The organism is Streptococcus pseudopneumoniae (assembly GCF_001072925.1).
GTDB classification, from domain to species: Bacteria; Bacillota; Bacilli; order Lactobacillales; family Streptococcaceae; genus Streptococcus; species Streptococcus pseudopneumoniae_Q.
Map to the genome: position 1 here is coordinate 1 of NZ_JVHE01000105.1, position 25,405 is coordinate 25,405.

At 39.2% G+C, this 25,405-nt stretch carries 33 protein-coding genes; 22 read left to right on the forward strand and 11 right to left on the reverse strand.

The features are described 5' to 3' along the window. The first annotated feature begins 406 nt into the window (after positions 1-406). Positions 407-571, forward strand: a complete 165-nt coding sequence (locus ADH81_RS11200) for a hypothetical protein (protein ID WP_161800922.1) — start codon at positions 407-409, stop codon at positions 569-571. Between the two features lie 51 nt (positions 572-622). Next, positions 623-1,324 carry a CPBP family intramembrane glutamic endopeptidase gene (locus ADH81_RS07445; RefSeq protein WP_065427777.1) on the forward strand — a complete coding sequence of 234 codons (702 nt, stop codon included), beginning with the start codon at positions 623-625 and terminating at the stop codon, positions 1,322-1,324. A gap of 281 nt (positions 1,325-1,605) precedes the next feature. Here ADH81_RS07445 and ADH81_RS07455 read toward each other — a convergent pair whose 3' ends face one another. After that, complete coding sequence (locus ADH81_RS07455) at positions 1,606-2,019, reverse strand: DUF6556 family protein (RefSeq protein WP_049527794.1); 414 nt, start codon at positions 2,017-2,019, stop codon at positions 1,606-1,608. A 136-nt stretch (positions 2,020-2,155) separates the two neighbouring features. Between ADH81_RS07455 and ADH81_RS07460 the strand changes: the two genes are divergently transcribed. The 10 genes from ADH81_RS07460 to abc-f all read left to right on the forward strand — a co-directional run bounded on the left by ADH81_RS07460 (position 2,156) and on the right by abc-f (position 12,374). Further along, the gene (locus ADH81_RS07460; RefSeq protein WP_049527798.1) at positions 2,156-3,298 is read left to right on the forward strand and encodes a cysteine desulfurase family protein; all 1,143 of its coding nucleotides are present in this window, start codon (positions 2,156-2,158) and stop codon (positions 3,296-3,298) included. A gap of 8 nt (positions 3,299-3,306) precedes the next feature. Then, positions 3,307-4,521 (forward strand): tRNA uracil 4-sulfurtransferase ThiI, encoded by a 1,215-nt coding sequence (thiI, locus tag ADH81_RS07465; protein WP_049527801.1) that lies wholly within the window; start codon positions 3,307-3,309, stop codon positions 4,519-4,521. A gap of 135 nt (positions 4,522-4,656) precedes the next feature. Next, a complete protein-coding gene (locus ADH81_RS07470; RefSeq protein WP_049527804.1) occupies positions 4,657-5,481 on the forward strand; it encodes an alpha/beta hydrolase in 825 nt (274 codons plus the stop codon). 21 nt (positions 5,482-5,502) lie between these two features. Then, positions 5,503-6,243 carry an esterase family protein gene (locus ADH81_RS07475; protein WP_049527807.1) on the forward strand — a complete coding sequence of 247 codons (741 nt, stop codon included), beginning with the start codon at positions 5,503-5,505 and terminating at the stop codon, positions 6,241-6,243. 12 nt (positions 6,244-6,255) lie between these two features. Further along, complete coding sequence (locus ADH81_RS07480; RefSeq protein WP_049527809.1) at positions 6,256-7,422, forward strand: ATP-grasp domain-containing protein; 1,167 nt, start codon at positions 6,256-6,258, stop codon at positions 7,420-7,422. 158 nt (positions 7,423-7,580) lie between these two features. Beyond that, a complete protein-coding gene (gla, locus tag ADH81_RS07485; protein WP_049503004.1) occupies positions 7,581-8,450 on the forward strand; it encodes an aquaglyceroporin Gla in 870 nt (289 codons plus the stop codon). Positions 8,451-8,720: 270 nt separating this feature from the next. Then, complete coding sequence (locus ADH81_RS07490; protein ID WP_049527810.1) at positions 8,721-9,254, forward strand: YutD family protein; 534 nt, start codon at positions 8,721-8,723, stop codon at positions 9,252-9,254. A 16-nt stretch (positions 9,255-9,270) separates the two neighbouring features. After that, the gene (gene rlmN, locus ADH81_RS07495; RefSeq protein ID WP_049527812.1) at positions 9,271-10,356 is read left to right on the forward strand and encodes a 23S rRNA (adenine(2503)-C(2))-methyltransferase RlmN; all 1,086 of its coding nucleotides are present in this window, start codon (positions 9,271-9,273) and stop codon (positions 10,354-10,356) included. Between the two features lies 1 nt (position 10,357). Further along, complete coding sequence (locus tag ADH81_RS07500; protein WP_049527815.1) at positions 10,358-10,831, forward strand: VanZ family protein; 474 nt, start codon at positions 10,358-10,360, stop codon at positions 10,829-10,831. A 1-nt stretch (position 10,832) separates the two neighbouring features. Next, positions 10,833-12,374, forward strand: coding sequence for a ribosomal protection-like ABC-F family protein (gene abc-f / locus ADH81_RS07505; protein ID WP_049527818.1), 1,542 nt, complete (start codon positions 10,833-10,835; stop codon positions 12,372-12,374). A gap of 61 nt (positions 12,375-12,435) precedes the next feature. On the opposite strand, the gene ADH81_RS07510 is transcribed toward abc-f, so the two are convergent. The 7 genes from ADH81_RS07510 to ADH81_RS07540 all read right to left on the reverse strand — a co-directional run bounded on the left by ADH81_RS07510 (position 12,436) and on the right by ADH81_RS07540 (position 16,495). Then, positions 12,436-12,675, reverse strand: a complete 240-nt coding sequence (locus ADH81_RS07510; RefSeq protein ID WP_080979303.1) for a zinc-ribbon domain-containing protein — start codon at positions 12,673-12,675, stop codon at positions 12,436-12,438. A 28-nt stretch (positions 12,676-12,703) separates the two neighbouring features. After that, the gene (locus ADH81_RS07515) at positions 12,704-13,510 is read right to left on the reverse strand and encodes a peptidylprolyl isomerase (RefSeq protein ID WP_049527821.1); all 807 of its coding nucleotides are present in this window, start codon (positions 13,508-13,510) and stop codon (positions 12,704-12,706) included. Positions 13,511-13,581: 71 nt separating this feature from the next. Then, on the reverse strand, positions 13,582-14,394 hold the full coding sequence (locus ADH81_RS07520) for an HAD family hydrolase (protein ID WP_049527823.1): 813 nt from the start codon (positions 14,392-14,394) through the stop codon (positions 13,582-13,584). A gap of 13 nt (positions 14,395-14,407) precedes the next feature. Continuing rightward, complete coding sequence (locus tag ADH81_RS07525) at positions 14,408-15,151, reverse strand: DeoR/GlpR family DNA-binding transcription regulator (RefSeq protein ID WP_049527825.1); 744 nt, start codon at positions 15,149-15,151, stop codon at positions 14,408-14,410. A gap of 112 nt (positions 15,152-15,263) precedes the next feature. After that, on the reverse strand, positions 15,264-15,410 hold the full coding sequence (locus ADH81_RS11480; RefSeq protein ID WP_239682093.1) for a hypothetical protein: 147 nt from the start codon (positions 15,408-15,410) through the stop codon (positions 15,264-15,266). 261 nt (positions 15,411-15,671) lie between these two features. Continuing rightward, on the reverse strand, positions 15,672-15,896 hold the full coding sequence (locus ADH81_RS07535) for a helix-turn-helix transcriptional regulator (protein ID WP_049527828.1): 225 nt from the start codon (positions 15,894-15,896) through the stop codon (positions 15,672-15,674). 2 nt (positions 15,897-15,898) lie between these two features. Next, on the reverse strand, positions 15,899-16,495 hold the full coding sequence (locus tag ADH81_RS07540) for a hypothetical protein (RefSeq protein ID WP_016465640.1): 597 nt from the start codon (positions 16,493-16,495) through the stop codon (positions 15,899-15,901). A 481-nt stretch (positions 16,496-16,976) separates the two neighbouring features. Between ADH81_RS07540 and rpsP the strand changes: the two genes are divergently transcribed. The 7 genes from rpsP (at position 16,977) to ADH81_RS07575 (ending at position 20,378) form a co-directional block, all read left to right on the forward strand. After that, positions 16,977-17,249 carry a 30S ribosomal protein S16 gene (gene rpsP, locus ADH81_RS07545; protein WP_004253064.1) on the forward strand — a complete coding sequence of 91 codons (273 nt, stop codon included), beginning with the start codon at positions 16,977-16,979 and terminating at the stop codon, positions 17,247-17,249. A 19-nt stretch (positions 17,250-17,268) separates the two neighbouring features. Beyond that, positions 17,269-17,508 (forward strand): RNA-binding protein KphA, encoded by a 240-nt coding sequence (kphA, locus tag ADH81_RS07550; protein ID WP_000379617.1) that lies wholly within the window; start codon positions 17,269-17,271, stop codon positions 17,506-17,508. Positions 17,509-17,551: 43 nt separating this feature from the next. Then, the gene (locus ADH81_RS07555; protein WP_049527834.1) at positions 17,552-17,884 is read left to right on the forward strand and encodes a MazG nucleotide pyrophosphohydrolase domain-containing protein; all 333 of its coding nucleotides are present in this window, start codon (positions 17,552-17,554) and stop codon (positions 17,882-17,884) included. A 96-nt stretch (positions 17,885-17,980) separates the two neighbouring features. Beyond that, complete coding sequence (locus tag ADH81_RS07560) at positions 17,981-18,763, forward strand: alpha/beta fold hydrolase (protein WP_049527837.1); 783 nt, start codon at positions 17,981-17,983, stop codon at positions 18,761-18,763. Between the two features lie 36 nt (positions 18,764-18,799). Further along, on the forward strand, positions 18,800-19,318 hold the full coding sequence (gene rimM / locus ADH81_RS07565) for a ribosome maturation factor RimM (RefSeq protein WP_049509146.1): 519 nt from the start codon (positions 18,800-18,802) through the stop codon (positions 19,316-19,318). Beyond that, on the forward strand, positions 19,308-20,027 hold the full coding sequence (trmD, locus tag ADH81_RS07570) for a tRNA (guanosine(37)-N1)-methyltransferase TrmD (protein WP_049527839.1): 720 nt from the start codon (positions 19,308-19,310) through the stop codon (positions 20,025-20,027). Before rimM ends, trmD begins: the two co-directional genes overlap by 11 nt. Positions 20,028-20,039: 12 nt before the next feature. Continuing rightward, complete coding sequence (locus ADH81_RS07575; RefSeq protein ID WP_001196044.1) at positions 20,040-20,378, forward strand: ATP cone domain-containing protein; 339 nt, start codon at positions 20,040-20,042, stop codon at positions 20,376-20,378. Positions 20,379-20,408: 30 nt separating this feature from the next. On the opposite strand, the gene ADH81_RS07580 is transcribed toward ADH81_RS07575, so the two are convergent. Next, on the reverse strand, positions 20,409-20,729 hold the full coding sequence (locus ADH81_RS07580; RefSeq protein WP_049527842.1) for a hypothetical protein: 321 nt from the start codon (positions 20,727-20,729) through the stop codon (positions 20,409-20,411). 95 nt (positions 20,730-20,824) lie between these two features. Between ADH81_RS07580 and ADH81_RS07585 the strand changes: the two genes are divergently transcribed. After that, positions 20,825-21,040: a YdbC family protein gene (locus ADH81_RS07585; RefSeq protein WP_000807425.1), complete on the forward strand. Its 216-nt coding sequence runs from the start codon at positions 20,825-20,827 to the stop codon at positions 21,038-21,040. A 61-nt stretch (positions 21,041-21,101) separates the two neighbouring features. On the opposite strand, the gene ADH81_RS07590 is transcribed toward ADH81_RS07585, so the two are convergent. Together ADH81_RS07590 and gor are read right to left on the reverse strand one after the other, a co-directional pair. Continuing rightward, positions 21,102-21,641, reverse strand: a complete 540-nt coding sequence (locus ADH81_RS07590; protein WP_049502989.1) for a biotin transporter BioY — start codon at positions 21,639-21,641, stop codon at positions 21,102-21,104. A 304-nt stretch (positions 21,642-21,945) separates the two neighbouring features. Next, positions 21,946-23,292, reverse strand: a complete 1,347-nt coding sequence (gor, locus tag ADH81_RS07595; protein ID WP_049527844.1) for a glutathione-disulfide reductase — start codon at positions 23,290-23,292, stop codon at positions 21,946-21,948. 240 nt (positions 23,293-23,532) lie between these two features. On the opposite strand from gor, the gene ADH81_RS07600 reads away from it, so the two are divergent. Beyond that, on the forward strand, positions 23,533-24,720 hold the full coding sequence (locus tag ADH81_RS07600) for an efflux RND transporter periplasmic adaptor subunit (protein ID WP_049527847.1): 1,188 nt from the start codon (positions 23,533-23,535) through the stop codon (positions 24,718-24,720). Further along, on the forward strand, positions 24,704-25,405 hold the full coding sequence (locus ADH81_RS07605; protein ID WP_045615203.1) for an ABC transporter ATP-binding protein: 702 nt from the start codon (positions 24,704-24,706) through the stop codon (positions 25,403-25,405). The genes ADH81_RS07600 and ADH81_RS07605 overlap by 17 nt, the downstream gene beginning before the upstream one ends.

The window sequence follows — 25,405 nt, forward strand, 5'->3', positions numbered from 1 at the left end:
TCTACACAAAATAGGCTCCATAATATCTATAGGGGATTTACCCACTACAAATATTATAGAGCCAACATTCCTAACTCCTGACAAAGTCCTTAGATTGGGTTAAGTCGCAATCCAATTTTTTTACCATTTAGGATGTTTTGATGACAATTTAAGAAAGAGCAATCTTTTCCTAGAAATAAATGCTAAACTATGATTGTTCCTAAACATGATTTAGTAGATCGGTGGTCTGGTTCAACCCTAAAAGAATAGAGCTGATCTTACAAGTTAATCAGAAGAGTATTATTGGATTGGATTTAGAGATAGCTAGTAGAAAAAAGAAAATCTGAAATTTGATGCTCTTATGTGAGCAAGACTAAGAAGTTATTCTATTCATTCCTTTATTTGTAGAAAGCTTTGGGGAGTATCTATGAAATTTAATAAATATGCCTATCCCTTAGCGCAAGCCTGTTTGGGTTTGTATTTATTCGCTAATGGAGGTAGTTTGATCAATTTAGATATTGGGGTCATCCTTGTCTTACTATCCTTGCTCAAGGGAGTAGAAATCTATAAAGAGGAAAGAAAACACAGATGAGTATCGTTAGTAAGTGGAGATGCTGGAGTTCAGGAAAGAAGAGGTAGTGGTTTGCAAAAGTTGAAAAATAGTTTAAAATTTGTAGGAATGATCTTACTGATTATAAATGTAAATACATTTCCCATGAGAATGTTGGCTCTCGAAGATTCTAGTTCTCTGTCCTTAAAGTGGACGACTAGTATTGGGTATTTGGTACTTGCTACCTTCTTGCTAGTTGCTGTTTGGCGACAGTATAAAAAGAAAATTCCGAATCAGCAGAAGGCTTTCAAGTTTACATGGAAGGATTTTGGAATAGCCCTTTTATTTTATGTGGCTACTCGACTAGTAGCGATTGTAGGTACCCTCCTGATTCAAGTGGTTACTGGAAATCCAACTTCCGCTAACGATGCTGCCTTGCTGGCCACAAGTGAGCAGGTCACTCGAGTTTTTCCTCTGTTTTTCATCGCCTTTCATTTTGCAATTGGTATATTTGCTCCAATCATGGAAGAATTAGTATTTAGAGGATTCTTCAGCCACTATTTTTTTAAAGATGATCAAAAGTGGTTGAAATTGCTAATAAGTTCTGCGATTTTTGGCTATCTGCATATGTTTTATCCGATAGAGTTTGTAACTTATTTTTTACTGGGAGTGATATTTTACTTAGCCTATGCTCGTAGAGGGAATGTCCTTGATTCCATAGCTGTTCATTTGCTAAATAACGGAGTTCTAGTACTGGTATCTATTTTAAACTATCTATTTCTAGTTTTTAGCTAATACTCTTCGAAAATCTCTTCAAACCACGTCAGCGTCGCCTTGCCGTATATTTGTTACTGACTTCGTCAGTTCTATCCACAACCTCAAAACAGTGTTTTGAGCAACCTGCGGCTAGCTTCCTAGTTTGCTCTTTGATTTTCATTGAGTATAAAATATATCCAAAAAATGATTGGTTTAAAGGCTGATCATTTTTTTGTTGCAAAGATCAACTTTTGCTGATAAATACTGAAGACAGCAATAAAAAAACCAGCGATTCAATCACTGGCTGTTAGATAGTTCTTTTAGGAAGCTCCATTAGTAGTGGATGCTTTTGTATCTGTTGTTTGAGTGCTAGAAGAAGGAACAGTCGGTTGTTCTTGTTTACTACTAGTCTCTTCTTTCTTGCTTTCTTCACTGCTACTAGATTTACTTGTTGTTTCTTCTTGTGTGTTTTCTTTTGTAGAAGTATTATCCTTGTTGGGAGTAGTGTTCTCTTGAGGGGATTCCTTTTGAATCTCTTTTATGACAGTTGTCTGGGTTGTCGTAGTTTCTTTTTTAGAGTTATTATTGTTGTTATTCATAGCATTCATAATGGTGATGCTTGCAGTAATCAGCCCTAGAATACTACCGATAGTAGCAATCGTTTTTTGAAAAACAGTAAATCCTTTTTTGATGTGTTCCGTTTTGGGTTTTGATGTTCTACGATAATTAGACATAATATCTCTCCTTTACTAAAATTCATTATACCGAAAATCTTTAAAAAAAACTTAAATGAACCTGAATTGCCTTTCTTGTCGCCTGAACTGTTTCGTGATACAATAGAAGGAGTGATTTTAGAAAGCGTGAGAAACCATGATTTACTTTGATAATTCGGCAACGACCAAGCCATACCCTGAAGCGTTAGAGACTTATATGCAAGTGTCTGCAAAAATTATTGGAAATCCTTCAAGTCTCCATCGTTTGGGAGACCAATCTAGCAGAATTTTAGAAGCTTCTCGACAGCAGATTGCAGATTTGATTGGCAAGAAAAGCGAAGAAATCTTCTTTACCTCTGGTGGGACTGAAGGGGATAATTGGGTTATCAAAGGTGTGGCTTTTGAAAAAGCGCAATTTGGTAAACACATTATTGTGTCTGATATTGAGCACCCAGCAGTCAAGGAGTCGGCTCTCTGGCTCAAGACTCAAGGTTTTGAAGTGGATTTTGCACCTGTAAATGAAAAAGGATTTGTAGATGTAACTGCTTTAGAAAACCTACTTCGTCCTGATACAACGCTAGTCTCTGTTATGGCAGTCAACAATGAAATCGGCTCAATCCAGCCTATTGAAGCTATATCAGAACTATTAGCTGATAAGCCAACGATTTCCTTCCATGTTGATGCGGTTCAAGCTTTAGCTAAGATTCCGACAGAAAAGTATTTGACTGACCGAGTGGATTTTGCGACCTTCTCTAGTCATAAATTCCACGGAGTTCGTGGTGTTGGATTTGTCTATATCAAGTCTGGCAAGAAAATTACACCGCTTTTAACTGGTGGTGGCCAAGAGCGTGACTATCGTTCAACAACTGAGAATGTAGCAGGAATTGCAGCAACAGCCAAGGCACTGCGTCTAGCTATGGAAAGATTGGAATTGTTTTCTAACAAAACGAGTCAGATGAAGGAAGTCATCCGTCAAGCTCTTCTCGACTATCCAGATATTTTTGTTTTCTCAGGTGAGGAAGACTTTGCTCCTCATATTCTGACCTTCGGAATTAAGGGAGTTCGTGGGGAAGTTATCGTTCATGCTTTTGAAGACTATGATATTTTCATTTCTACAACATCAGCTTGCTCGTCCAAGGCTGGGAAACCTGCTGGAACCCTGATTGCCATGGGGATTGAAAAGGATAAAGCCCAGTCAGCAGTACGCCTCAGCCTAGACCTAGAAAATGACATGAGTCAAGTTGAGCAATTTTTGACCAAACTAAAATTAATCTACAATCAAACTAAAAAAGTAAGATAGGAGCATTCATGCAGTATTCAGAAATTATGATTCGCTACGGAGAGCTTTCAACCAAGGGTAAAAATCGGATGCGTTTCATCAATAAACTACGTAATAATATCTCAGACGTTTTGTCCATTTATCCTCAAGTCAAAGTGACAGCAGACCGCGATCGTGCCCATGCTTATCTAAATGGTGCCGACTATGCAGCAGTTGCCGAGTCACTCAAGCAAGTTTTCGGAATTCAAAACTTTTCGCCAGTATACAAGGTTGAAAAATCTGTAGAAGTTCTGAAATCTGCTGTCCAAGAGATTATGAAGGACATCTACAAGGAAGGTATGACCTTTAAAATCTCAAGCAAGCGAAGCGACCACAACTTTGAGTTAGACAGTCGTGAGTTGAACCAAACTCTTGGTGGTGCAGTCTTTGAAGCCATTCCCAATGTACAAGCACAAATGAAAAATCCTGATATCAATCTGCAAGTGGAGATTCGTGAAGAAGCAGCCTACCTTTCATATGAAACCATTCGTGGAGCGGGAGGTTTGCCTGTCGGAACTTCTGGTAAAGGTATGCTCATGTTGTCAGGAGGGATTGACTCACCTGTAGCAGGATATCTTGCCCTCAAACGTGGTGTAGATATTGAGGCTGTTCACTTTGCGAGTCCACCATACACAAGTCCAGGTGCCCTCAAAAAAGCCCAAGATTTGACCCGTAAATTGACCAAGTTTGGTGGGAATATCCAGTTTATCGAAGTACCTTTCACTGAGATTCAAGAAGAAATCAAGGCGAAGGCTCCAGAAGCCTACCTCATGACGCTGACTCGTCGCTTTATGATGCGCATTACAGATCGTATCCGTGAAGTGAGAAAAGGTTTAGTCATCATCAATGGTGAAAGTCTTGGTCAGGTGGCTAGCCAAACCCTTGAAAGTATGCAGGCTATCAACGCGGTGACCAATACACCAATCATCCGTCCAGTTGTAACTATGGACAAGCTAGAAATCATTGATATTGCTCAGGAAATTGATACCTTTGAAATCTCTATCCAGCCATTTGAGGACTGCTGTACGATTTTTGCACCCGATCGTCCGAAGACAAATCCAAAGATTAAGAATGCTGAGCAGTATGAAGCGCGAATGGATGTCGAAGGTTTGGTTGAACGTGCAGTAGCAGGAATTATGATTACTGAAATCACACCTCAAGCTGAGAAGGATGCTGTCGATGAGTTGATCGATGACCTCCTTTAATCAGAAAAACCAGAGGAAAAGATAAAATAAGTAAAAAAAGTTAGTTTATTGTCCTAAATTTGGACGGAAACTGACTTTTTTTCTATTTTTATGATATAATTAGATAAAATTTTGAATATAGAGAGTTTTCTGACAATGAATCAATCATATTTTTACCTGAAAATGCGAGAGCATAAATTAGTGGTTCCCTACACAGGTAAGGAGCGTCGCGTACGTGTTCTCCTCCCAAAAAACTATGAAAAAGACACGGATAGAAGTTATCCTGTGGTGTATTTCCATGATGGACAAAATGTCTTTTATAGTAAGGAATCTTACGTTGGACATTCCTGGAAGATTATCCCAGCCATCAAGCGAAATCCAGATATCAGCCGTATGATTGTTGTGGCTATTGACAATGATGGTCTTGGTCGAATGAATGAGTATGCAGCTTGGAAATTCCAAGAGTCCAACATTCCTGGCCAACAATTTGGTGGTAAGGGAGTTGAGTACGCAGAGTTTGTCATGGAGGTAGTCAAGCCTTTTATCGATGAAAACTATCGTACAAAATCAGACCGTAAGCACACTGCTATGGTTGGGTCTTCTCTAGGCGGCAATATTACCCAGTTTATTGGCTTGGAGTATCAGGATCAGATTGGGTGTTTGGGAGTGTTCTCATCAGCTAACTGGCTTCACCAAGAGGCCTTTGATCGCTATATGGAGCGTAAAAAACTATTACCTGACCAGCGTGTCTTCATCTATGTCGGGACGGAAGAGGCAGATGACACAGATAAGACCCTTATGGCTGGTAATATCAAGCAGGCCTATATTGACTCTTCTCTTCGCTATTATCATGATTTGATAGCAGGAGGAGTTGAGTTAGAAAATCTCTCTCTCAAGGTTCAAGCAGGGGCTATCCACCATGAAATTCCATGGTCAGAAAATCTCCCAGCTTGCCTACGCTTTTTTGCAGAAAATTGGTAATTAGTATAAAGGAGACAGGATATGCATATTGAACATCTTAGCCACTGGAGTGGCCATCTAAATCGTGAAATGTATGTCAATCGATACGGACATGGAGGCATCCCAGTTGTTGTCTTTGCTTCTTCAGGTGGTAGCCACAATGAATACTATGATTTTGGAATGATTGATGCTTGTGCATCCTTTATTGAAGAAGGTCGCGTGCAGTTCTTTACCCTTTCAAGTGTAGATAGTGAGAGCTGGCTTGCGACTTGGAAAAATAGTCATGATCAAGCTGAGATGCACCGTTCCTATGAACGATATGTGATTGAAGAAGCTATTCCTTTTATCAAGCACAAGACAGGCTGGTTTGACGGTATGATGACAACAGGATGCTCTATGGGAGCCTATCACGCTTTGAATTTCTTCCTGCAGCATCCAGACGTCTTTACCAAGGTAATCGCCCTCAGTGGTGTCTATGATGCTCGTTTCTTTGTTGGAGATTACTACAACGATGATGCTATCTATCAAAATTCACCAGTAGACTATATCTGGAATCAGAATGATGGTTGGTTTATAGATCGTTACCGTCAGGCTGAGATTATTGTTTGTACTGGTCTAGGTGCTTGGGAACAAGATGGCCTGCCTTCTTACTACAAGTTAAAAGAAGCCTTTGACCAAAAACAAATTCCTGCCTGGTTTGCAGAATGGGGGCACGATGTTGCCCATGACTGGGAATGGTGGCGCAAACAAATACCTTATTTCCTCGGTCATATGAGTCTATAAAAGGAGTTGCTTATGAATTATCTTGTAATTTCACCCTATTACCCACAAAATTTTCAGCAATTTAGTATTGAGCTAGCCAATAAAGGAATCACAGTTCTAGGGATTGGGCAAGAACCCTACGAACAACTAGATGAACCATTACGCAATAGCTTGACGGAGTACTTCCGAGTTGATAATCTTGAAAATATCGATGAGGTTAAACGAGCAGTTGCCTTTCTTTTCTATAAGCATGGTCCAATTGACCGCATTGAATCACACAATGAATACTGGCTTGAGTTAGATGCTGCTCTTCGTGAACAGTTTCATGTCTTTGGTGCCAAACCAGAAGACCTCAAGAAGACCAAATTCAAGTCTGAGATGAAAAAACTCTTCCAAAAAGCTGGGGTTCCAGTTGTGCCAGGTGCTGTCATTGAAACAGAAGCAGATGTTGATAAAGCTGTGAAAGAAATTGGACTTCCCATGATTGCAAAACCTGACAATGGAGTTGGGGCAGCTGCAACCTTCAAACTTGAAACAGAAGATGATGTCAATCACTTTAAGGCTGAATGGGACCACTCAACCATTTATTTCTTTGAAAAATTTGTTACCTCTAGTGAAATCTGTACCTTCGATGGTTTGGTAGATAGAGATGGAAATATTGTCTTTTCAACTACCTTTGACTATGCCCATACACCCCTTGATCTCATGATTTACAAGATGGACAATTCTTATTATGTTCTTAAAGATATGGATCCGAAACTTCGCAAGTATGGTGAGGCAATTGTCAAGGAATTTGGTATGAAAGAACGTTTCTTCCATATCGAGTTCTTCCGTGAGGGTGATGATTATATTGCCATTGAGTACAATAACCGTCCAGCAGGTGGCTTCACTATTGATGTCTATAACTATGCGCATTCCTTGGATTTGTACAAGGGCTATGCAGCTATCGTTGCAGGTGAAGCATTCCCAGAGTCTCCGTTTGAAACCCAGTATTGCTTAGCAACATCTCGTCGCGCCAATGCTAACTATGTTTATTCAGAAGAAGACTTGCTCGCTAAATATGGTCAGCAGTTCAAAGTAAAGAAAATTATGCCGGCAGCCTTTGCTGAATTGCAAGGAGACTATCTCTATATGCTAACGACACCAAGTCGTGAGGAAATGGATCAGATGATTAAGGACTTTGGTCAGCGTCAAGAATAATCAAAATTTTGACTTAACAAACTAGATTTGTTAGGTCTTTTTTTAAGAACTAAAATAAAAGCGTTTTCCCGCAGTATTCTTTTAGAAAATCTGTTGCTAAAAGGCTTAAAAATTGATAGAATAGGGATTGTCTAAAAAATATTAAGGAGAATCTATCAATGGATTTCGCATGGGCAGTCAAATATGCCACTGAATTTTTGGGAACAGCCATCTTGATCATCTTGGGAAATGGTGCAGTTGCCAACGTTGAACTTAAAGGTACGAAAGGTCACCAAAGTGGCTGGCTCGTTATCGCTGTTGGTTACGGTATGGGGGTTATGATCCCTGCCTTGATGTTTGGTAATGTTTCTGGTAACCACATCAACCCAGCCTTCACTCTTGGTCTAGCAGTTAGCGGACTTTTCCCTTGGGCACAAGTAGTACCGTACATCGTTGCACAAGTCTTGGGAGCAATCTTCGGACAAGCCTTGGTTGTTGCAACTCACCGTCCATACTACTTGCAAACTGAAAAAGCAAACAATATCTTGGGAACATTCTCAACAATTTCAAGTATTGACCAAGGTACAAAAGAATCACGCTTTGCAGCAACAGTTAACGGTTTTATCAACGAGTTTGTTGGTTCATTCGTTCTCTTCTTTGCAGCACTTGGTATGACAAAGAACTTCTTTGGAGCTGAAGTCCTCCAATACATGAAACAAATGGCAACTCAAGCTGGTCAAAATGTTGACTTCTCTGATTTGGCAATTAAAGCTCAAGTAGCGCCTCATACAGCATCAGGCCTTGCTGTTGGTCACTTGGCACTTGGTTTCCTAGTAATGGCTTTGGTTACTTCACTTGGAGGACCTACAGGACCTGGTTTGAACCCAGCTCGTGACTTTGGACCACGTCTCCTTCATGCCTTCCTTCCAAAATCAATCCTTGGTCAACACAAGGGTGATTCAAAATGGTGGTATGCTTGGGTACCAGTAGTTGCACCGATTGCAGCTGGTATTGCAGCAGTAGCGCTTTTCAAATTACTTTACCTATAATCACTCAAAACTGGGAAACCCCAGTTTTTTCTTGTCTACAAAAGTCGAGTTTTTAGATAGAGATTCTTATACTCAATGAAAATCAAAGAGCAAACTAGGAAGCGAGCCGCAGGCTGTACTTGAGTACGGCAAGACGAAGCTGACGTGGTTTGAATTTGATTTTTGAAGAGTATTAAATCGTCAGATTTTTTTCATTTTAATACTAAAGGTGAAAATGTGGCAAAAATATGGTAGAATAGAGTATTAAGTAATCGTTGAAAAAGGAAGATTATGCGTAAAGAAATTGCACCCGAATTATATAATTACAATAAATTCCCTGGTCCCGAATTTCAACTGACTGGAAACAGAGTGGAAGCTGAAGATTTTGTTTTTACTCTAGTTGAAAATAGCAAGGATGCTTTTGATGCAACAGCTTTTACTCAACGCTTTTCAGAAGTACTAACCAAGTTTGATTATATTGTTGGAGACTGGAGTAATGAGCAGTTACGCTTACGGGGATTTTATAAGAATGAACGAGCTGAAGAATCTTTAGAAAAAATCAGTCGTTTGCAAGACTACCTACTAGAGTATTGTAGCTATGGTTGTGCCTATTTTGTTTTAGAAAATGAAGCTCCTAAACGAGCACCATTTGACCAAAAGATGCGCAAAAAAGAGGAAGAAAAGGACTCTCGCAAAGGGAAAAAGACTTCTCAAAGTAAGAAAAAAAATCATACGGATAAGAGAAATAGACGCCGTTCAAAAGACCAAAAATCTCAGAAAGAAGACAAAGGGCAACGTCATTTTGTCATCCGTAAGAAGGACTAGAAAATAAGGAGAAAAGATGAAACCGTCGATTTATAGTTTAACACGTCAAGGCATGCAAGAGTGGGTCTTGGAGCAAGGAGAAAAGAAATTCCGTGCTGATCAAATCTGGGAATGGCTTTACCGTAAACGTGTTCAATCATTTGAAGAAATGACCAACTTGTCTAAGGATTTGATTGCCAAACTCAACGACCAATTTGTGGTAAATCCTTTGAAACAACGCATTGTTCAAGAGTCATCCGATGGAACGGTCAAGTACCTCTTTGAGTTGCCAGATGGTATGTTGATTGAGACAGTGCTGATGCGTCAACACTACGGTTTGTCAGTCTGTGTAACGACTCAGGTAGGATGCAATATCGGTTGTACCTTCTGTGCATCAGGCTTGATCAAGAAGCAACGTGACCTCAATAACGGTGAAATCGTTGCTCAGATTATGTTGGTTCAAAAGTATTTTGACGAACGTGGACAGGACGAACGTGTAAGCCATATCGTTGTTATGGGTATTGGAGAACCTTTTGATAACTACAATAATGTCTTGAACTTTATCCGTACCATCAATGACGATAAGGGGATGGCTATCGGTGCTCGCCATATCACAGTATCAACTTCAGGTTTGGCTCACAAAATCCGTGAATTTGCTAATGAAGGTGTACAGGTCAACCTTGCTGTTTCTCTTCATGCGCCAAACAATGAACTTCGTTCAAGCATCATGAAGATTAACCGTGCCTTTCCAATTGAAAAACTCTTTGCAGCTATCGAGTATTACATCGAAACTACCAATCGCCGTGTGACGTTTGAGTATATCATGCTCAATGAAGTTAACGATGGAGTAGAGCAGGCACTTGAGTTGGCAGAATTGCTTAAGAATATCAAGAAATTGTCTTATGTCAACTTGATTCCTTACAACCCAGTTAGTGAGCATGACCAGTATAGCCGAAGCCCTAAAGAGCGCGTGATGGCTTTCTATGATACACTCAAGAAAAAAGGTGTCAACTGTGTCGTTCGTCAAGAACATGGTACAGATATCGATGCGGCTTGTGGACAATTGCGTTCAAATACCATGAAGCGTGATCGCCAAAAAGCAGTAGCTGAAGTAAATCCATAAGATGAGTCGAAAAACATTACTAAGCTTGGGAGTGCTTTTATACAGTCTTTGTATCGTCTGTTTTTGTTTTACTCCCCAGCCTCAACTTCCTACAGGAGTGGAAACTCCAGGTATTCAAACTTTTGGACGCCTGGTTTTTCTTTTGACGCCTTTTAACTCCCTTTGGAAATTGGGTGAAGTAACCAGCCTTTTACAACTGTTCTGGATTTTTTTGCAAAATGCCTTAAATATCCTTTTACTCTTCCCACTGATTTTCCAACTTCTCTATCTCATTCCTAGTCTAAGAAATACTAAGAAAGTGATTTTGTTTAGCTTTTTATTGAGCTTGGGAATTGAATGCACGCAACTAGTTCTAGACTTTTTCTTGGACTTTAATCGGGTCTTTGAGATTGATGATTTGTGGACCAATACCTTGGGTGGCTACCTAGCTTGGCTCCTCTATAAACTACTACATAAAAACAAGATAAGGAATTAAAATGAGTATCTTAGAAGTTAAAAATTTGAGTCACGGTTTTGGTGATCGTGCGATTTTTGAAGACGTATCCTTCCGTCTCCTCAAAGGTGAACATATCGGTTTGGTTGGTGCCAATGGTGAAGGAAAATCAACCTTTATGAGCATCGTGACTGGTAAAATGTTACCTGATGAAGGTAAGGTGGAGTGGTCTAAATATGTGACGGCAGGCTACCTAGATCAGCATGCGGTGCTTAAAGAAGGCCAAACTGTTCGTGACGTTCTTCGTACAGCTTTTGACGAATTATTCAAAGCCGAAGCACGTATCAATGAACTCTACATGGAAATGGCAGAAGAGGGCGCTGATATTGATGCATTGATGGAAGAAGTTGGAGAACTCCAAGACCGTTTGGAAAGTCGTGATTTCTATACCTTAGATGCTAAGATCGATGAGGTAGCGCGTGCACTTGGTGTCATGGACTTTGGGATGGACACGGATGTAACAGCCTTGTCAGGTGGGCAAAGAACCAAGGTGCTTTTGGCAAAACTCCTCCTTGAAAAGCCTGATATCTTGCTTCTTGACGAGCCAACCAACTACTTGGATGCTGAGCATATCGACTGGCTCAAACGCTATCTTCAGAACTATGAGAATGCCTTTGTCCTTATTTCACACGATATTCCTTTCCTCAACGACGTTATCAATATTGTTTATCACGTAGAAAACCAACAATTGACACGCTACTCTGGAGATTACTACCAGTTCCAAGAAGTCTATGCCATGAAGAAATCGCAACTGGAAGCGGCCTATGAACGTCAACAGAAAGAAATTGCGGATCTCAAGGATTTCGTAGCCCGTAATAAGGCGCGTGTTGCAACACGAAACATGGCCATGTCTCGTCAAAAGAAATTAGACAAGATGGATATCATCGAACTTCAAAGTGAGAAACCAAAGCCATCCTTTGAATTCAAAACAGCTCGTACACCTGGACGCTTTATCTTCCAAGCCAAGGACTTGCAGATTGGCTACGATCGTCCCCTTACTAAACCCTTAAACCTCACCTTTGAGCGCAATCAAAAGGTTGCTATCATCGGTGCCAATGGTATCGGGAAAACAACCCTCTTGAAGAGTCTTTTGGGGATTATTCCACCTATTGCTGGAGAGGTTGAGCGAGGTGACTACCTAGAACTCGGCTACTTTGAACAGGAAGTGGAAGGAGGCAATCGCCAGACACCACTAGAAGCAGTCTGGAACGCCTTTCCAGCTCTCAACCAAGCAGAAGTCCGTGCAGCTCTTGCCCGCTGTGGTTTGACGACTAAACATATCGAGAGTCAAATCCAAGTATTGTCAGGTGGAGAGCAAGCTAAGGTTCGTTTCTGTCTCTTGATGAACCGCGAGAATAATGTCCTTGTACTAGACGAACCTACCAACCACTTGGATGTGGATGCCAAGGACGAACTCAAACGTGCTCTGAAAGAATACAAGGGTTCTATCCTCATGGTTTGCCACGAACCAGACTTCTACGAAGGCTGGATGGACCAGATCTGGGATTTCAATGAGTTGACATAAAAAGAGAATTTCGTAAAACTAGAATAGTAAAAAGCCAAGTCTGTGTGACTTGGCTTTTTGGCTAGTAATTCAAATAGGTTTCAATATCAGATTTTTGGATTTCTTTCCCGTAGTGACAAATCGGGCAAGAAACGAAATAAGTTTTTCCGTAAGGAAAGAGTGGAATCCAGTAAAGGGTAAACTTACGTCCAGTTTCTGAAATTTCCCAAGTATCGGTGTTGTTACAGTGACCACACTCGATAGTGGTTTGAGTATGTCCTAAGACCTTTTGGTAACCTTTCGAACCCCAGAATAAAATCATTTTCACATCTCCTTATTTTAGGGTCATCCTATTTTTTACTGAAATCGTAGTCCTTAACAATTTCAATGCTGTCAATAGTAATAGCAGTAGTTGGTTTGTCTTTTTCGTCTTTTTCAGCCTTGGCAATCTTGTCAACAACATCCATACCGTCGATGACTTGACCAAAGACAGGGTGCTTACCGTCTAGACTAGGATTACCACCTTTTTTGTAGGCTTCGATAATTTTCTTTGGATAGCTATTCGTAGGGAGTTTGGCAGAAATATCCGTCGTATTTTGGTTGATGAAGAACTGGCTACCATTTGAATTTGGTTGACCAGTATTGGCCATAGAGAGAGAACCACGAATGTTATAGAGATACGGAGAAATTTCGCTCTTGAAACCAGTTCCCTGGTCTTTAGTCTTGTCCTTATCATGCCAGATGGATTCACCACCAGTACCATCTCCTTTTGGATCACCAGTCTGGACCATGAAGCCATCTATCACTCGGTGGAAGGTAACACCATTATAGTAGCCTTCTTTTGCGTGAGTTAGGAAATTTTCAACCGCAAGTGGAGCTAGCTTTGGAAAGAGTTTGATGCGGATATCTCCTTGACTGGTGTGGAGAATGACTTCAGCTTCGTCTTCAGCAACTTCCTTAGAGAGTTGTGGGAAGTTAGCATTTTCATTTGTCAAGGCGTCTTTGAGATCCTTGGCAGATTGGGCAGCTGCTTTGGAACTTTCTTCAGCAGCCAAGCTAGAATCTACATAGTCATCCCCTCGGAGACTACGTTGGATACTGCTACATCCAGCAAGGGCAAAAGTTGAGATTAATAGAAGTGTTGCTATTTTTTTCATGGTAATCCTTTCAAAAATCATTTCTACCATTGTACCCTAATTGAAAGTGGATTTCAAATATTCAATTGTGATCATTCCGATAGTACATACAATTTTATGGCCTTACTTACCCCATTTTGATCATTAGAATCTGTTACTGTATTTGCGCAAGTTTTGACATCTGTAGGTGCGTTTCCCATTGCAACACCAAGTCCAGCAGTCTCAATCATTGGAATATCATTATAATTATCTCCAATAGTCATAATTTCAGAAAGTGAAAGTTGATAATACTTGGCTAATTCTAATAAAGCTTGTTTTTTGGATACTTGATTATGTGTAACTTCTAGATAGTTATCCTTCGAAAGGTAAAAGTCAGTTTGAGGGAAATCCATGGTTGCTAATGTCTCTTTAAGTTTCTGGATGGTAGCTGCGTTATCTATTAGTAAAAGTTTATGAATAAGATTCTTTTCTTCCTGAAGAAAATCTGCTAGTGAAGTAACTTTTGGGCTCTCTCCAGTAATCTGTGCTTCAATTTCTACCCATTTATCTAAAGTATTGACGTACCAATCTTTTCCAGAATAAACATTAATTGAAACTGTCGGAAATTCTTTTGTTAAAAAATCATGTAGTAAGAGTAATTCCTTTTTATTAATAGTATGCTGACTCAGAATTTTATCTCCTGTACTAATGAGAGCACCATTATAACTTGCAATTGGAAAATCTGTGATTCCAAGTTCTTTCGAAATTGGAGCTATACCAAGAGGAGAGCGAGCAGAAGCTAGAACAAAAGGAATTTCACTTTGTTTTAAAAGTGGCATAAGCTCTAGTAAATGAGAGTCTAATTGGTGCTTTTGGTCTAAAATGGTACCATCGATATCACTTATGATTAACTTTATTACTGACATATGTTTCTCCTTTTTAAAATAGAATAGTTGTTTTACCATCTAAAGATTGTTGAATTTCTATGTCGGGTTCTTTGTCTGTAATCCAATAATCAAAATCAGTAAGTTCGGAAAGAATATAATGAGTGTGTTTGTTTATCTTGCTGGTTTCAGCTAACAAGACGCGAATTTTACTGGTTTTAAATGCTCTTTTTTTCATTAGAACATCTTCTTGATCTTCAAAACTAACTTGTCCGTCTGAAAGACTAGCTGCACCAAAAAATGCTAAGTCAAATTTAATTCTATTCAAAGATTCGGATTCTTCTAATGAGTAATAGAAACGATTCTTTTTATGAAATCGTCCACCGATAATGTTAAAATCGACATTTTCATTTTCTCCTAAGACCAGTGCATTATCCAATGAATGGCTGAAAATAGTAACTTTTTTATCTGTTATTTTTGCTAACTCAAGTACAGTTGTTGAAACATCATAGAAAATTAATTGTGAATCAGAAATGAGTTGGGTAGCTAAATGAGCAATTTTCGCTTTTTCTTTAGAAGACTGTTCTGCTCGACCTTGAAAACCAAGAATTACTTGTTTTTTTATTGGCAACAAACCTCCGTGAGTTCGTTGCGCTCGCTTTTCCTTTGCAAGAATGGAAAAATCTCTCCGGATAGTATCCTTGGATACTTGGAAATAGTCAACCATTTCTCTTGCCGATAGACTTCCTCTATCTTCTAAAAGTTTTATGATTTCTTCTAATCTTTGTGCTTGGTACATAGGAATTCCTCCTTTTTTTAATACTATACTCTTTTTATAAGTATTTGTCAATAATTGTAATGATTTGTAAGTATTTTAAAAAATTACAAAAAAATCAACCAGTATTGGTTGATTAAAGATTCTTTTTAGGATGGCGGTCAATGATTGCTTGATGGTCTTTGAGAGCTTGTTCACCTTTTGGAGTTAGTTTATAGCCACGAATCGAAAAGCAGTTAGTTAATTCCTCTTCTGAAATATGATCATGAAGTGCTTGATTCAAGTCAGAAGCCTTCATTTTGTAGAGCCCAGTAACCCCCTTCTTTTTAAGAATATTCTTTTTTATGGTAGCATTTAGATGGTTAAGCGAGTCAAAGGCTGTTTCAATTGTAGCATAGTCTTTTTCAACAAGTGTTTCTAAGTGTTTTGGTGCGTCAATTCCATAAGAATTACTATATTTTAAATGAGTATATTTTCAAAGGATTTTTCTTTTGGCTTCAATTCCTAATGAAGCAATGAACTTAATACTAGGTCTCGAAAAGAATTATGATTCCTCTTTCTGTCTAAGTTCAAAGAGGTCTTCTACTTTCAGATTAAAAACTTGAGCAATTTTAAGAGCCATTTCCAGCGAAGGATTGTAACGGTTATTTTCCAAGTGCAGAATTGTCTCGCGTCGCATGCCGATGAGGTCGGCTAACTCCTGCTGGGTCATGCCTGTGGACTCACGAACAGATTTGAGATTAGTAATAATATTGCTTTCTTTGGACATGCTTATCCTCTCCGTTCCAAGATAAGATAGACAACCGCAAAGATGCAAATCAAGGCAGCTATGCTAATAAAGATCTGGCCCATGTAAAGAGTGAGAGACCCCATATACCCAATGATAACTGCTAGGATCGTCAGTGCACCTAGTATAAAAACAAACATCAAGCTAGCTGCCTTGGCTAAATTAGCATAAAAGCGTTCGTCCGGAGTTTCCTTGACATTTTTCAAACAGAAAAAACCAAATACAATCACTTCAATAACGAGGCCAATTCCCAAAATCCATTCTTTAATACCAGAACTTACGCTTGGGGTCGCAACCCAAATCCCTACTGTATAAAAAATGCTTGCTGCAAAAATAAGTATCGAGTAAAGCTTAGCAGACAAGTCAAAAATAATCTTCCCTTTATCTTTCTGACTCTTATGAGGCCGTGGTTTCATATGTAGCCAGCTCCAAATAGCTATAATTTGACCTGACACTGAAATACCAGTAATAACTAACTTGGGTTCCCAACTAAGATTAGAACCAAATAAAACAATAAAATCAATAAAGAGAGCTACGGCAATCATTGCAATGAGGCCACGCATTTTTTGACTTTTTTTCATGATAGACTCCTTTTTCGTGTTATAAATATATAACATTTAAATTTTATGTTATAAATATATCACACTTAAATTTAGAAAGCAAGAATTTATGTGTCAATGAGGCAATTATTTGAAAAAATTTTTTAATTAAGGACCTCGCTAGTCAAACAACTAAAGAATTCTTTGAAGCAATGCATCGGATTTGGTATGGATAGTTTTGTTAATAATATTTGATGATAAAGAATTTTTGGAAAATCTAGATACTGTATGAATCTCTGCTTTTTTTCTTAGACTGTTATAAAGTCTGTCAGAATAAGCTTTGTAGGTGTAGAAGTTAATTTTTTCTTTCTAATTTATCCCCATTAGTCTAAAAAATTTAAAAATTTTAAAGTCTGTCAAGTTTTTTTCTTGACACCGTTCTGAAATCTGTTATAATAGAACATGTGCTAAATAGCTTAGCTATTTCACCGAAATAAAAAATAAAAGAAAAGAGATATTAAAAATGGCAGTAAAAATCCGTTTGACTCGTATGGGTTCTAAGAAAAAACCTTTCTACCGTATTAACGTAGCAGATTCACGTTCACCACGTGACGGACGTTTCATCGAAACAGTTGGAACTTACAACCCACTTGTTGAGGAAAACCAAGTAACTTTGAAAGAAGACCGTATTTTGGCATGGTTGGCTGATGGAGCTCAACCTTCAGATACAGTTCGCAACATCCTTTCAAAAGAAGGCGTATTGAAGAAATTCCACGATTCTAAATTCTCAAAATAAGTTTAAAGTAGGTTGACAGATGGATACGATTGAAAATCTCATTATTGCAATTGTGAAACCTTTGATTTCACAACCAGATGCCTTAACTATCAAGATTGAAGATACACCAGAATTTTTGGAATATCATTTGGATCTTGACCAGAGCGATGTGGGTCGTGTAATCGGTCGTAAGGGTCGCACTATTTCTGCGATAAGAACGATTGTCTACTCTGTCCCAACTGAAGACAAAAAAGTAAGAATCGTTATTGACGAAAAATAAGAAAAGCGGGACAAGGTCTCGCTTTTTTTGCAAGGAGAAGGATATGAAGGATTTAACAGTTAGACAACTAGAGGGATACTTACTTGACCATTATCAACAATCTAGAACAGAAGAAGGACTTTTTATAAAACTAGTTGAAGAAGTTGGAGAAGTCGCTGAGGTTTTAAATGGACGTTCAGGTAGAAAAGAGGGTGTCCAAGATTCAAACGAGGAATTGGCAAAGGAGTTGGCAGATATCATTCACTACACAGTGGCAATTGCAGCTATCAACCATATCGACCTAACGAAGACCATTTTTGAAAAAGACAAAAAAGCAGCCATCAAGTATCAACATGAACAAGATTTGGAAGGCTTCTTAGCAGGAAACCATCCATAGTTGCTCTTTTCTCCAACTTGTGAAAATCCCTGGAACATGATAAAATAAAGGGTAAGGGTATATAATAAATCATTGTATAGAATGAGTGGTTTCTTTATGAAGAGGTTTGAAGTATCTACAGAAATTGGTAGTCTCTCTGTTACTTATCAAAAGCAAAAGAAAGTGCTAGTTTGTTTAAGTGGCGCAGGTTTGCTACCTAGTTATGAAAATTTTTCACTTATACTTGAAAAACTTCCTCCCACAATTGGTTATTTGACAATTGATTTTCCAAACACAGGTAGGAGTTCGATTCAGAACCTAGCTGGAAAAAATCTGGACAATCTTGTAGATGCAGTTTATGAAATTCTTAAAAAACTAAATATTTCTGATTATGTACTTTGTGTTCATAGCTTGAGTGGAATCTTAGCTTGCAAATTGATGAACAAAGATTTTAATTGTCAAGCTTTAGTGGCGATTGAACCGACAACTAAAAAAGTAATGTTTGCTGATTTTTCGAAGAATCCTTATCCAGAAATGGAAAAGCAAATGAGACTGATTGAAGAATTCGGTCCTGAACTTTATTTTAAGAACTTAACTCAAACCACCTTTATCCCTGAAATTAATAAAGAGATATGGGAATTAATGCAAGAAAAAGGCTCAGAGTTGGAATGTCAAGTTCCGGGATTTCAGGTATCTGTTGAGATCACCAAGGAAGATTTTGAGGATGTGTCAATAACGGATCGCATCCCTGTATTTATTTTTTGTCAGGCTTATAGAGAAAAAGAGTACAGAGAATCAGAATATTGGATTTCTAAGACTAGACTTATTCTAGGTGGAAGTCATCATTATTTACAGTGGTCTGAATCAGAAAAAATTGTAGATATTATTAAAAAATTGTAAGAAGAAAATGGAGATAAGGAAATTACAGGAGATCAAATGAACTATTTTAACGTTGGAAAAATCGTCAATACACAAGGTTTACAAGGTGAGATGAGGGTCTTATCTGTGACGGATTTTTCGGAAGAACGCTTTAAAAAAGGTGCAGAGCTTGCCTTATTTGATGAGAAGGATCAATTTGTTAAAACAGTGACTATCGCAAGTCACCGTAAGCATAAAAACTTTGATATCATCAAATTTAAGGATATGTATCACATCAATGATATCGAAAAATACAAGGGCTATAGTTTGAAGGTTGCAGAAGAAAACCTTAATGACCTGGATGAGGGTGAATTTTACTATCACGAGATTATTGGACTAGAGGTCTACGAGGGTGACAACTTGATTGGAACCATCAAGGAAATTCTGCAACCAGGTGCCAATGATGTCTGGGTAGTTAAGCGTAAGGGGAAACGGGATCTGCTCTTACCCTATATCCCACCAGTTGTCCTCAATGTAGATATTCCTAATAAGCGTGTGGATGTAGAACTCTTAGAAGGGTTAGACGATGAAGATTGATATTTTAACCCTCTTTCCAGAGATGTTCTCGCCTCTAGAACATTCCATCGTTGGGAAAGCTCGTGAAAAAGGGCTTTTAGATATCCAGTATCATAATTTTCGTGAATATGCTGAAAAGGCCCGTCATGTCGATGATGAACCCTACGGTGGCGGTCAAGGAATGTTGCTACGAGCGCAACCGATTTTTGATGCCTTTGATGCTATTCAAAAGAAGAATCCGCGCGTGATTCTTTTGGATCCTGCAGGTAAGCAGTTTGACCAGGCTTATGCTGAAGATTTAGCCCAAGAAGAGGAACTCATCTTTATCTGTGGTCACTACGAGGGCTATGATGAACGCATTAAGACCTTGGTAACAGATGAGATTTCCCTTGGTGATTATGTTCTAACTGGTGGAGAACTGGCAGCAATGACCATGATTGATGCGACGGTTCGCTTGATACCAGAAGTAATTGGGAAGGAAACTAGTCACCAAGATGATAGCTTTTCATCGGGCCTTCTTGAATATCCTCAATACACAAGACCTTATGATTTTCGTGGAATGTTAGTTCCGGATGTGCTCATGAGTGGACACCATGAAAATATACGTCAATGGCGTCTCTATGAAAGTCTCAAAAAAACTTATGAGCGTAGACCAGATTTGTTGGAACATTACGAATTAACAGCAGAAGAAACCAAAATGTTAGCAAACATTAAAGAAAATACAAACTAAAAGGAGAAGCCTATGCAAGTCATTAAACGTGATGGACAAGTTGCCGACTTTGATCCAGATAAAATCTATCAAGCTATTCTCAAAGCTGCTCAAACAGTTTATGTTTTGACAGATGATTTACGTCAAAATCTAGCTCAGGTAACTAAAAAGGTTGTCTTGGATCTAGAAGAGGCAAAAGTGGAGCGTGCGACAATCAGCATGATTCAATCAATGGTTGAGCATCGCTTGCTTGGCGCAGGCTACATTACCATTGCTGAACACTATATCTCTTACCGTTTGCAACGTGATTTAGAGAGAAGTGGTTACGGAGAACACATTGCTGTTCACCTTCATTTTGAACAAATTCGTTAATAGAAAAGAGTGAGATGAAGAAAACTCATCTCACTCTTTCTTAAATCGATTTTTTTGGGCAGTTTGGACGGTTGAGGGAACAAAACTCACTTTCTGAATATCTGGGATTCGAATAATGCGTGTCACATTTTTTGCAAAATTTTTAACGATAATTTGCTGGCGGTCCTTATCATATTTGATGATATCCCCTGTAAAACTTGTATCAGAAAAAATAATGTGGACAGCAGTTTTTTTTAGGAGCGCCTCTTTAATGGTACTTGTCAGGGAGTCGGCTTTGGAATGATCTGGTTCTTCTCGCCCGTCGAGAAAGCTTTGGAACTTTTGTTGAATGTGTTTAAATAAATCTTTCATCGGAGCCTCCCTTCTTTTTAACATTATATACAATTTTAAAAAAATCTACAAGATTTTACGAATAATCAAGTGAAGACAATCAAAAGGAGAATACAATGGCAGAATTTACATTTGAAATCGAAGAACACTTACTCACACTCTCAGAGAATGAAAAAGGTTGGACCAAGGAAATCAATCGTGTCAGCTTTAATGGAGCACCAGCAAAGTTTGACATTCGTGCTTGGAGTCCAGACCACACTAAGATGGGGAAAGGAATCACCCTCTCAAACGAAGAGTTTCAAGTGATGGTCGATGCCTTCAAAAATCAATAAGCAATCATAAAAAAACAGACGAAAGGAGGTTGGGAGAAAATTCCCGACCTCCTTTCTTTCTTTATTTATGTGAAAAGTAGGGTTGATTACTAAGACGTTGAAGGAGTGGTCGTCCGATAAAACTAATGGCAATAATTTTTGCAAGATCAGGAATGATAAAGGGAAGCACACCGACAGTCAGTGCCTTATCAAAAGGCATACCAGCGAGATAATGGAGGCTGAGAATACCACCAACAAAGACAAGGGAATCACCCAAGAGATTGGCTAGGAAAATACGTACAACACCACTATTTGTGTGTGTTAGATAAGATGCAAGTCCTGCATAGACTAAGTCAAACCAAAGATAACCAGCGCTTGGTCCTACTAAAACATGGAAACCAGCTCCACCACTAGCAAAAACGGGAAGTCCAATAGCACCAAGCAAAAGATACAGTCCTACAGAGAGAACAGCTTCCCTTGGTCTAAAAACAGTAGCGATGAGACCAATAGCAAAGTTTTGCAGAGTAAATGGTACAGGTCCAATTGGGATACTGATTTGGGCTAATACTGCAATCAGAGCAGCCCCGATAGCTGGAATAGCGTAAATATGTGCTTTTTTCATAATAGTTAACCTCTTTTGTAATTTATAGTAACTATTATACTTTAAGAAACATAATTGTCAACCTATTTTTAAAACAAAGGTTACAAATTTGTAACGGCCGATTGATACAAAAAAGTCGGCTAGGATTTTTTTAGAATACAGATTACACTTATGGAGCTTGGCTAGCATATAGTGTAAACACTTAGGAATCCTGATGGGGAAGAGTTCTTTAATTTGCTCTAATAAAAGAAAAAGATTGAAGAAAATGGTCCAAAATAGACTTTTTCTTCAATCTGAATGACCGAGATGATCTCATTTAAAATTGTTAACGCATGGTCACAAATTCTTCCGATCCTGTTGGATGGATAGCAACTGTAGCGTCAAAATCAGCTTTTGTAGCTCCCATCTTAATAGCAACTGCAAAACCTTGAATCATTTCATCGACGCCATAGCCGATACCATGAAGGCCAACGACCTTTTCGTCTGCACCAGCTGTAACGAGCTTGAAGCGAGCTTCTTGACGGTGACTGGTAACTGCTGAATACATAGAAGCAAATTTTGAAGTATAGACTTTGATGTTTTCTTGTCCATACTCTTTAATGGCTTCTTCCTCAGTCAGACCGACAGTTCCGATAGCTGGGTGTGAAAAGACTACAGTTGGAATAGTAGTGTAGTCCATTTTGGCATTGGTTTTACCGTTGAAAAGTCTTTCGGATAGGGTACGTCCAGCCTTGATAGCAACAGGAGTCAGTTCTTTTTCACCTGTGACATCGCCAAGAGCGTGGATACCGTCAACGACTGTGTTTTGGTATTCGTCAACTTGGATGAAACCACGTTCATTGAGAGTAACGCCTGCCTTTTCTAGCTGGAGTCCTTCAACGTTTGGACGGCGACCAGTTGCCCAGATAACTTGACTGGCAGTATGAGTACTACCATCTTCGAAATGAATGGTAATGCCTTGTTCAGTTTCTTCAAGTTTAGCAGGAACCTTATGGGTGTGGAGGTTTAATCCAGTGTTGGCCATTTCTTGAACTAGACTCTCAACAATATAGCTATCAAATCCACGAAGTGGACGCTCACGACGGACGAATAAATCTGTCTGTACACCAAGAGTATGGAGCACGCCAGCCAATTCGACAGCAATGTAACCAGCACCCAGAATGGCTACAGAATCTGGCAACTTTTCCCAAGCAAAGACATCATCAGAACTACCACCCAGTTCAGCACCAGGAATGGCAGGGATATGAGGATGGGCCCCAGTTGCAATCACGATGTGTTTAGCACGGATCAACTCTCCATTGACACTGACTGTATGAGCATCAACGAATTCGGCGCGTCCTTCAATCAAATCAACTCCGTTACGCTTGAAGCTTCCACCATAAGAAGAGCGAGCACGATCAATATAGGCTTCACGATTTTTCCGAAGTGTTGCATAATCAAATTCATTACCAGTACTTGTAAAACCATAGTCAGGTCCATATTTGTGGATGCTCTCTGCGATTTGAGCTCCATACCACATGATTTTCTTAGGAACGCAGCCAATATTGACACAGGTTCCACCTAATTTCTTTTCCTCAATAACTGCCGCTTTAGCACCATGCTCACCAGCACGATTCATGGTAGCAATACCTCCGCTACCTCCACCGATAGCAATAATATCATATTCTCTCATAGAAAGCTCCTTTATTTGTTTTCTAGTCATATTCTATCTTTTTTTGGGAGTCAATGCAAAAATCTGCTACGCTTAAAAATTTTAAGAAAATGCTTGCAAAAATAAAAAAGAAAGTGTATTATATAACTAATACAACAATAAAAGATTTAGCAAATGTTTTTGGATAATGAGAAATAAATTGTCCATTTTTAGGATATGTGCTATAATCTTAACATATATATTTATAAAAGGGGTATTGCTATGAAAAGAAAGTCAAAAGCTAAGAAATGGCCTTTATTTACTGCTATTGGAGTGGCGTCAGTTCTTGTAGTGAGTGCAGCTGCTGTTCTTCTGTTAAGACAACCAAACCAAAGTGCAGCAAAAGATGAAACTGCTAAGATTGTCCTTGCTAAAGAGGGGGCTGTGGCATCTTCAGTTCTCCTATCGGGGAGTGTTACTGCTCAGAATGAACAATACATTTATTATGATGCAAGCAAGGGTGACTTGGACGAGGTCTTGGTTTCTGTTGGAGATCAGGTCAGCGAAGGACAGGCTCTTGTCAAGTATAGTAGCACAGAAGCCCAGGCTGCCTATGATGCTGCCAGTCGTGCTGTTGCTAAAGCTAACCGTCATATCAATGAACTGAATGAGTCTCGAAATACCGCCGCAGCAACACCTAGCCTTCCGCAAGCAGGTCTAGAAGGAGCAACTGGCCAAGCGCCAGCTCAGTCATCAGGTTCTGCCACAGCTGCTATTGATTCTCAAATCAGCGACGCTCGTGATGTGCGTGCAGATGCAGAAGCGCAACTCGAAAAAGCTCAAGCCCAGTTGAATGCTGCTACGGTTTTGAGTACGGTAGAAGGAACAGTTGTAGAAGTAAATCGTAACGTTTCAAAATCTCCAACAGGAAATAGTCAAGTTTTGGTGCATATTGTAAGTAACGATAACTTGCAGGTCAAGGGAGAGCTTTCTGAGTACAACCTTGCAAACCTTTCTGTCGGTCAAGAAGTCACTTTCACCTCCAAGGTTTACCCAGATAAAACTTGGAATGGTAAGATTAGCTATATTTCAAATTATCCAAAAAATAACAGTGAAGCAAGCAGTAGCTTAGCTGGTTCAAACACAGGTTCTAAATACCCATATACAGTCGATGTAACTAGTGAAATCGGTGACTTGAAACAGGGCTTTACAGTCAGTGTCGAAGTGAAAAGTACTAGTAAAGCATTGATAGTTCCAATCTCGAGCGTAGTCATGGAAGAAGATAAAAACTATGTTTGGATTCTTGATGAAAATCAAAAGGCCAAAAAAGTTGAAGTTGGATTGGGCAATGCAGATGCAGAAAACCAAGAAATCACATCTGGTCTGACAGATGGAGCAAAAGTCATCAGTAATCCGACAGCTTCCTTGCAAGAAGGAAAAGAGGTGAAGACTGATGAAGCAACTAATTAGCCTCAAAAATATCTGCCGTAGTTATCGAAATGGTGATCAAGAGCTTCAAGTTCTCAAAAACATTAACCTTGAAGTTCACGAGGGAGAATTCGTGGCTATCATGGGACCATCTGGTTCAGGGAAGTCTACCCTCATGAATACTATTGGTATGTTGGATACCCCTACAAGTGGTCAGTATTTTCTAGATGGAAAAGAAGTGGCTGGTTTGGGTGAAAAACAATTAGCCAAGGTTCGAAATCAGGAAATCGGCTTCGTCTTTCAACAATTCTTTCTCTTGTCCAAGCTTAATGCTCTTCAAAACGTAGAATTGCCCTTGATTTATGCTGGAGTTTCAGCTTCAAAACGTCGCAAATTAGCAGAAGAATATCTGGAAAAGGTTGAACTGACCGAGCGTAGCCATCATTTACCTTCGGAGTTGTCAGGTGGTCAGAAGCAAAGGGTTGCCATTGCGCGTGCATTGGTCAACAATCCTTCAATCATCTTAGCAGATGAGCCTACTGGAGCTTTGGATACTAAAACTGGAAATCAGATTATGCAACTCTTAGTTGAATTAAATAAAGAAGGAAAAACCATCATTATGGTTACGCATGAGCCTGAAATCGCTGCTTACGCCAAGCGTCAGATTGTCATTCGTGATGGCGTCATTTCATCTGATAGTGGTCTCGTAGAAAAGGAGGAAAACTAA